The following is a 4551-nucleotide window of genomic DNA, read 5'->3' on the forward strand; positions in this document are numbered from 1 at the left end:
GCTGCTGTTCCAGACGATGGTGAAGTCCGACTTCCACGGCGTGGCGCCATGGTCACTGTGGGGCGCCTATTTCGCCGCGGTCGCCATCACTTGGGCCGCCGGCCATCTGGTCACCACCCGTATCTTCGGCAGGGATGCCCGCGCCGGCGTCGTCGGCGGGGTTTCGTCCGCCTTTTCCAATATCGTGCTGCTCGGCGTTCCCTTCATTCTTGGCATATTCGGCCCGAGCGGATTCGAAGTGCTGTCGCTGCTGGTCTCCGTTCATCTGCCGATCATGCTGATGGCCTCGATCGTGCTGTTCGAAGTCTTCGGCCGCGGGAGCGGCGAACCCGTGCATCCCTTGCGCGTTATCCGGAGCTTCCTCAGGCGGCTTTTCATGAATCCGTTGATCATCGGCATTCTGGCAGGCCTTGCATGGCGCATCACGGGTGCGCCGCTGCCTGACGTCGCCATGCGCCTGGTTGATGCGCTGGCCGATACGGCCGGTCCGGTGGCGCTGTTTGCCATGGGGCTCAGCCTGCGCCGCTTCGGCATTTCGGGCAATGTCAGGCCGGCGTTGGTGCTTTCGGTGCTGAAGCTGTTCCTGATGCCGGCGCTGGTCCTGGTCTTCGTCTGGCTGCTCGGCCTGCCGCCCTTGACGGCCAAGGTGGCGGTGATGGTGGCCGCGATGCCATCCGGCGTCAATTCCTATCTCATCGCCGTTCAGTTCAACACCGGCCAGGCGCTGGCGTCGAACCAGATGACCATCGCAACGGCCTGTGCAGCCATCACCACGGCTTTCTGGCTGACTGTCGTCTTGCACGTTTTCGGGTAAGGCATTGGGGTAAGCACGTCGCCTGCTCTCGTCTCGCTGTGGCCCAAGCCCTATATGCCATCTTGCGATTGCTTGCGGGCCTTGCCCTCGGTAAAGAGCAGTGGCTCCGGCGTGCCGGCTTCAGTCCATGGCGCACGCTCACCGAAGATTTCACAGACCGGCCCGTCAGGGCGCTGAACGGAGGATAGACCATGCTTCAGAAAACCAGCCATTTCATGCGGCAGGCCAATCTCATCAACGGCGAGTGGGTGCAGGCCGACAGCGGCCAGACAATCGACGTCAACAATCCGGCCACCGGTCTCAAGATCGGCACCGTGCCGAAGTCGGGCAAGGCCGAGACGCGCCGCGCCATCGAGGCCGCCGCCGTCGCCTTCAAGTCGTGGCGCAAGACCACCGCGCTCGAGCGCTCGAAGCTGCTGCGCAAGCTGCATGACGCGATGATGGACAATCAGGACGTGCTGGCCGAACTGCTGACCATCGAGCAGGGCAAGTCGCTGTTCGAATCGAAGGGCGAGATCGGCTCCGCCGCGGCCTACATATTGTGGTTCGCCGAGGAAGGCCGCCGCACCTATGGCGATGTCGTGCCCTCACCATGGGCGGACCGCCGCATCCTGGTGACCAAGGAGCCGGTCGGCGTCATTGCCGCCATCACGCCATGGAATTTCCCGTCCTCGATGCTGGCCCGCAAACTCGGCCCGGCGCTCGCCGCCGGCTGCACCGCAGTGGTCAAGCCGGCCTCGCAGACGCCATATTCGGGTCTCGCCTGGGGTGCGCTCGCCGAGGAAGTCGGCTTCCCCAAGGGCGTCGTCAACATCCTGACCGGTTCGGCAAGCGAGATCGGCGACGAGATCTGCGCCAATCCGCTGGTGTCGAAGATCACCTTCACCGGATCGACCGAAGTCGGCAAGCTTCTCATCCAGAAGTCGTCGGTCACCGTCAAGAAAGTGTCGATGGAACTCGGCGGCAACGCGCCGTTCATTGTCTTCGATGACGCCGACATCGAGCGTGCGGTCGCCGGTGCGATCACCGCCAAGTATCGCAATTCCGGCCAGACCTGCGTCTGCACCAACCGCTTCCTTGTCCAGGCTGGTGTCTATGACAAGTTCGTCGAGAAGCTCGCTGCCGCCAGCAACGGGCTGAAGGTCGGCTCGGGCCTCGAGGACGGCGTGCAGCAGGGGCCGCTGATCGACGAGAAGGCGGTCGAGAAGGTCGAGGAACTGATCGCCGACGCTACATCCAAGGGCGGCAAGATCGTCGCCGGGGGCAAGCGCCATGCGCTCGGCGGTTCGTTCTTCCAGCCGACGGTCATCGCCAACGCGACACCCAAGATGCGCTTCATGAAGGAAGAGATCTTTGGCCCGGTCGCACCGGTGTTCAAGTTCGAGACCGAGGAGGAGGCCGTCGCCCTCGCCAACGACACCGAATTCGGCCTCGCCTGCTATTTCTACACCGGCGATCTCGGCCGCGCCTTCCGTGTGATGGAAGGGCTGAAATACGGCATGGTCGGCGTCAATGAAGGACTCATCACCACGCCGGAGGCGCCGTTCGGCGGCGTCAAGGAATCCGGCCTCGGCAAGGAAGGCGGACATCAGGGCATCGAGGATTACCTCGACACCAAATATGTCTGCATCGGCGGCCTCGGCCTCTGATAGGCTATCCCGGGGATGAGCAGGCCGATAGCCTGCCCATCTCTCATCGGAAAACCAGCCGAAGTCTTCTGGATCAACTGGCATTTACGGGCATGGCGATGAAGGACGGCGAGGTTTTCGGCACGACGCAGGCTGGCGAGCAGGTGCGTCGCTTCACGATCAGGGGCGGCGGCATCACAGCCAACATCATCGGTCTGGGCGCGATCATCCAGGATCTACGCCTGACCGGGCACGATGCTCCGCTGGTGCTCGGCTATGACTGTCTGGAAGGCTACGAGACGGATACGGCGTTCTTCGGTGCTGTCGTTGGCCGCTACGCCAACCGCATCCGCGACGGCCGCTTCACCATTGGCGGCAGCCGCTACCAGACCGAGCAAAACTTCCTCGACAAGCATACGCTGCATGGCGGCTCGCTAGGTTACTCCCACCGGCCGTGGACGGTTTCCTTGCATGGCAGGGATTTCGTCACGCTGACCCTGCACGATCCCGATGGCGCGATGGGTTTTCCCGGCGCGCTTGATGTCACCTGCACCTACCGGTTGAAGATCCCCGGCACGCTTAGCGTCGAGCTGACAGCCACCTGTGAGGAGCCGACGCTGTGCAATCTCACCCAGCATTCCTACTTCAACCTGGACGATGGCGGCGCCGGAGACATTCTCGACCACAGGATGATGTTGAATGCCGGCGCCTATCTGCCGGTCGATGGCGATATGATCCCGACCGGGGTGGTCAAGCCGGTTGACGGCACGCCGTTCGATTTCCGCCAGGCGCGGCCGTTGCGCATGGAGACCGAGGGCGAACAGCTGCCCTACGACCAGAATTTCTGCCTCGCTTCGACACGCGGGCCGCTCAAACAGGCTGCGTGGACGCAAGGCGCCAGTTCCGGTGTCGAGATGGAGGTCTGGACCACTGAGCCCGGCGTCCAGCTCTATACCGGTCAGTATGTGACGCCGCGCACCGGGCTGGAAGGGCGGAACTACAAGGCCTTTTGCGGTTTCTGCCTCGAGCCGCAGATTTGGCCGGATGCGCCGAACCGGCCCTATTTCCCGCAGGCGACGCTGTGGCCGGGCGCGATCTACCACCACGTCACGGAATACAGATTCCGGCTACCTTAGCCTTCGAACGCCGCCCGCAGCGTCTCGAACGGCGCCAGTGCGCCACGTACCTGCACCACGGCGGCGGCGACACGATGGGCATGGCGTGCGGCTTCCAGCGGTTCGTGGCCGGCAAGTCGAGCCGCAAGATAGCCGCCGTTGAAGGAATCGCCGGCGCCCGTCGTATCGGCGGGAGCTGCGACATGGATCGCCGGCACGTCGCGCAGCGTTCCTCCTTTGGCGATCAGCGCCGGCGCTTCGCCATTCTTGACGACGACCTCGCCAACCAATTTCCCGATCCGTTTAGCGGTCACTTGCGGCGTTGCATCCTCAAACAGCATCTGCTCGTCGGGAAAGGTTGGTAATGCGATATCAGTGACGGCAAGGGCTTCGACGATCGCTGCCTGCGCCTCCTCGCGCTCACGCCAGAGCCGCGGCCGGTAGTTGGGGTCGAAGGCGATAAGTGAACCAGCCGAGCGCGCCTTGGCGACTGCGGCCAGCAAGGCAGCGCGCGCGGCTTCGTCCAGAATTGCCAAAGTGATTCCGGAAAAATAGACAAGTGACTGATTTTCCAGGTTTTTCGATAATGCGGCCGGGTCCGAGGCAAGCTGCCGCGCGGCGGCGTCGCCACGCCAATAGGTGAAGGAACGTTCGGCTCCCGTCAGCGTGATGGCATAGAGGCCGGGCCGCGCGCCCGCTATGAGCGGGCTGGAGCCGATGCCAATGCCGTTTTCAGCGAAGAAATCGATCTGGCCTTGCGAGAACGGATCGTCGCCGAAGGCCGAGACATAGGTTGCCGGCCGCTCGGTGCTCAGCGCGTGCAGCGCCCACAGCGTGTTGAACGTGTCGCCGGCAAAGCCCATGCGCCAGTTCGGTCCCGTCTGGCCCGACAGTTCGAGCATGCATTCGCCGATCGAGGCGACGCCGTTTCCCGCCATCTACAATCCTCCAGTGATCCCGGTGCTGTAGCTTTTTGCCACCGGCAGCGCCATGC

4 protein-coding genes are annotated in these 4551 nt (G+C 63.5%); 3 read left to right on the forward strand and 1 reads right to left on the reverse strand.

Going from position 1 to position 4551, the window contains the following annotated elements:
- The 3 genes from EOD15_RS29035 to EOD15_RS29045 all read left to right on the forward strand — a co-directional run.
- The coding region (locus EOD15_RS29035) for an AEC family transporter (RefSeq protein WP_148129680.1) at positions 1 to 814 on the forward strand (814 nt) is incomplete at its 5' end.
- 191 nt (positions 815 to 1005) lie between these two features.
- On the forward strand, positions 1006 to 2463 hold the full coding sequence (locus EOD15_RS29040; protein ID WP_127322142.1) for an NAD-dependent succinate-semialdehyde dehydrogenase: 1458 nt from the start codon (positions 1006 to 1008) through the stop codon (positions 2461 to 2463).
- Between the two features lie 92 nt (positions 2464 to 2555).
- A complete protein-coding gene (locus EOD15_RS29045) occupies positions 2556 to 3578 on the forward strand; it encodes an aldose epimerase family protein (protein WP_127322143.1) in 1023 nt (340 codons plus the stop codon).
- Here EOD15_RS29045 and EOD15_RS29050 read toward each other — a convergent pair.
- Positions 3575 to 4495 carry a sugar kinase gene (locus EOD15_RS29050; protein WP_127322144.1) on the reverse strand — a complete coding sequence of 307 codons (921 nt, stop codon included), beginning with the start codon at positions 4493 to 4495 and terminating at the stop codon, positions 3575 to 3577. The genes EOD15_RS29045 and EOD15_RS29050 overlap by 4 nt on opposite strands.
- Positions 4496 to 4551 lie beyond the last annotated feature (56 nt).

The organism is Mesorhizobium sp. M7A.T.Ca.US.000.02.2.1 (assembly GCF_003996995.1).
In the GTDB taxonomy this organism is placed as follows: Bacteria; Pseudomonadota; Alphaproteobacteria; order Rhizobiales; family Rhizobiaceae; genus Mesorhizobium.

Coding starts and splice junctions, on each gene's coding strand:
- EOD15_RS29045 (WP_127322143.1), top strand. CDS start 2,556: ATGGCGATGAAGGACGGCGAGGTTTTCGGCACGACGCAGGCTGGCGAG.
- EOD15_RS29050 (WP_127322144.1), bottom strand. CDS start 4,495: ATGGCGGGAAACGGCGTCGCCTCGATCGGCGAATGCATGCTCGAACTG.
- EOD15_RS29040 (WP_127322142.1), top strand. CDS start 1,006: ATGCTTCAGAAAACCAGCCATTTCATGCGGCAGGCCAATCTCATCAAC.